The organism is Paraburkholderia sp. Ac-20340 (genome assembly GCF_017104965.1).
Taxonomy (GTDB): Bacteria; Pseudomonadota; Gammaproteobacteria; order Burkholderiales; family Burkholderiaceae; genus Paraburkholderia.
Window position 1 is genome coordinate 1 of the sequence record NZ_JAAGPR010000075.1, and the last position, 3,241, is coordinate 3,241.

At 53.1% G+C, this 3,241-nt stretch carries 2 rRNA genes; both read left to right on the plus strand.

The features are described from left to right. Positions 1-26 precede the first annotated feature (26 nt). Positions 27-2,906, plus strand: a 23S ribosomal RNA gene (locus G3N59_RS36720). A gap of 208 nt (positions 2,907-3,114) precedes the next feature. After that, positions 3,115-3,228: ribosomal RNA gene (rrf, locus tag G3N59_RS36725) — 5S ribosomal RNA — on the plus strand. Positions 3,229-3,241: the final 13 nt, after the last annotated feature.

The window sequence follows — 3,241 nt, forward strand, 5'->3', positions numbered from 1 at the left end:
GGGAGCCAGAGACACACCCGTTATAGGGTCAAGCGAACAAGTGCATGTGGTGGATGCCTTGGCGATCACAGGCGATGAAGGACGCGGTAGCCTGCGAAAAGCGGTGGGGAGCTGGCAAACAAGCTTTGATCCACCGATATCCGAATGGGGAAACCCACTCCGTATGGAGTATCCATGACTGAATACATAGGTCATGCGAAGCGAACGCGGCGAACTGAAACATCTAAGTAGCCGCAGGAAAAGAAATCAACCGAGATTCCCAGAGTAGTGGCGAGCGAAATGGGACCAGCCTGCATTCTTTATCTTCGTTGTTAGCCAAACGCTCTGGAAAGTGCGGCCATAGTGGGTGATAGCCCCGTAGGCGAAAACAGCGAGGAAGAACTAGGTATGCGACAAGTAGGGCGGGACACGTGAAATCCTGTCTGAAGATGGGGGGACCATCCTCCAAGGCTAAATACTCGTGATCGACCGATAGTGAACCAGTACCGTGAGGGAAAGGCGAAAAGAACCCCGGGAGGGGAGTGAAATAGATCCTGAAACCGCATGCATACAAACAGTCGGAGCCTCGCAAGGGGTGACGGCGTACCTTTTGTATAATGGGTCAGCGACTTACATTCAGTGGCAAGCTTAACCGAATAGGGCAGGCGTAGCGAAAGCGAGTCCGAACAGGGCGATTAGTCGCTGGGTGTAGACCCGAAACCAGGTGATCTATCCATGGCCAGGTTGAAGGCACGGTAACACGTGCTGGAGGACCGAACCCACTAACGTTGAAAAGTTAGGGGATGAGCTGTGGATAGGGGTGAAAGGCTAAACAAACCTGGAAATAGCTGGTTCTCTCCGAAAACTATTTAGGTAGTGCCTCGTGTATCACCTTCGGGGGTAGAGCACTGTCATGGTTGATGGGTCCATTGCGGATTACGTCGCCATAGCAAACTCCGAATACCGAAGAGTGCAATCACGGGAGACAGACATCGGGTGCTAACGTCCGGTGTCAAGAGGGAAACAACCCAGACCGCCAGCTAAGGTCCCCAAATATAGCTAAGTGGGAAACGAAGTGGGAAGGCTAAAACAGTCAGGAGGTTGGCTTAGAAGCAGCCACCCTTTAAAGAAAGCGTAATAGCTCACTGATCGAGTCGTCCTGCGCGGAAGATGTAACGGGGCTAAGCTATATACCGAAGCTGCGGATGCATATTTATATGCATGGTAGGAGAGCGTTCTGTAAGCCTGCGAAGGTGCATTGAAAAGTGTGCTGGAGGTATCAGAAGTGCGAATGCTGACATGAGTAGCGATAAAGGGGGTGAAAGGCCCCCTCGCCGTAAGCCCAAGGTTTCCTACGCAACGTTCATCGGCGTAGGGTGAGTCGGCCCCTAAGGCGAGGCAGAAATGCGTAGCTGATGGGAAGCAGGTCAATATTCCTGCACCATTGTTGAATGCGATGGGGGGACGGATCGCGGAAGGTTGTCCGGGTGTTGGAAGTCCCGGTCCTTGCATTGGAGAAGGCGCTTTGGCAAATCCGGGCGCGGAATTCAAGGGTGCGAGGCCATGCTCTTAGGAGCAGAAGCAACTGGAAGTGGTTCCAAGAAAAGCCTCTAAGCTTCAGTTCAACAGTGACCGTACCGCAAACCGACACAGGTGGGCGAGATGAGTATTCTAAGGCGCTTGAGAGAACTCGGGAGAAGGAACTCGGCAAATTGGTACCGTAACTTCGGGATAAGGTACGCCCTTGTAGCTTGAAGAGCCTGCGCTCTGAGGGTGAAGGGGTTGCAATAAACTGGTGGCTGCGACTGTTTAATAAAAACACAGCACTCTGCAAACACGAAAGTGGACGTATAGGGTGTGACGCCTGCCCGGTGCCGGAAGATTAAATGATGGGGTGCAAGCTCTTGATTGAAGTCCCGGTAAACGGCGGCCGTAACTATAACGGTCCTAAGGTAGCGAAATTCCTTGTCGGGTAAGTTCCGACCTGCACGAATGGCGTAACGATGGCCACACTGTCTCCTCCCGAGACTCAGCGAAGTTGAAGTGTTTGTGATGATGCAATCTCCCCGCGGCTAGACGGAAAGACCCCATGAACCTTTACTGTAGCTTTGCATTGGACTTTGAACCGGTTTGTGTAGGATAGGTGGGAGGCTGTGAAGTGTGGACGCTAGTCTGCATGGAGCCGTCCTTGAAATACCACCCTGATCTGTTTGAGGTTCTAACCTTGGTCCGTGATCCGGATCGGGGACAGTGCATGGTAGGCAGTTTGACTGGGGCGGTCTCCTCCCAAAGGGTAACGGAGGAGTACGAAGGTACGCTAGGTACGGTCGGAAATCGTGCTGATAGTGCAATGGCATAAGCGTGCTTGACTGCGAGACTGACAAGTCGAGCAGGTGCGAAAGCAGGTCATAGTGATCCGGTGGTTCTGTATGGAAGGGCCATCGCTCAACGGATAAAAGGTACTCTGGGGATAACAGGCTGATACCGCCCAAGAGTTCATATCGACGGCGGTGTTTGGCACCTCGATGTCGGCTCATCTCATCCTGGGGCTGTAGCCGGTCCCAAGGGTATGGCTGTTCGCCATTTAAAGAGGTACGTGAGCTGGGTTTAAAACGTCGTGAGACAGTTTGGTCCCTATCTGCCGTGGGCGCTGGAAGTTTGAGGGGGCCTGCTCCTAGTACGAGAGGACCGGAGTGGACGAACCTCTGGTGTACCGGTTGTCACGCCAGTGGCATCGCCGGGTAGCTATGTTCGGAAGAGATAACCGCTGAAAGCATCTAAGCGGGAAACTCGCCTCAAGATGAGACTTCCCCGGGGACTAGATCCCCTTGAAGGGTCGTTCAAGACCAGGACGTTGATAGGTCAGGTGTGGAAGCGCAGTAATGCGTTAAGCTAACTGATACTAATTGCCCGTAAGGCTTGATCCTATAACAGGTGTGTGTCGGCAGCCGTTAGTGCTTCAGCACTTATGGATGCCCCACCTTGCGCAGCAAGGCGCAGGGTCTCAAAGACGCATACGGTTGAGATCACGTGTTGTGCCTGAAACAACACAACCCCAATTCAGCAACACACACTCTTTACGCTTCTTCCCGATTGGCTGTGGCGCAGAACACTGCGACGCAGCAACCTCTTATGCCTGATGACCATAGCGAGTTGGTCCCACCCCTTCCCATCCCGAACAGGACCGTGAAACAACTCCACGCCGATGATAGTGCGGATTGCCCGTGTGAAAGTAGGTAATCGTCAGGCTCCTTATGCAGTA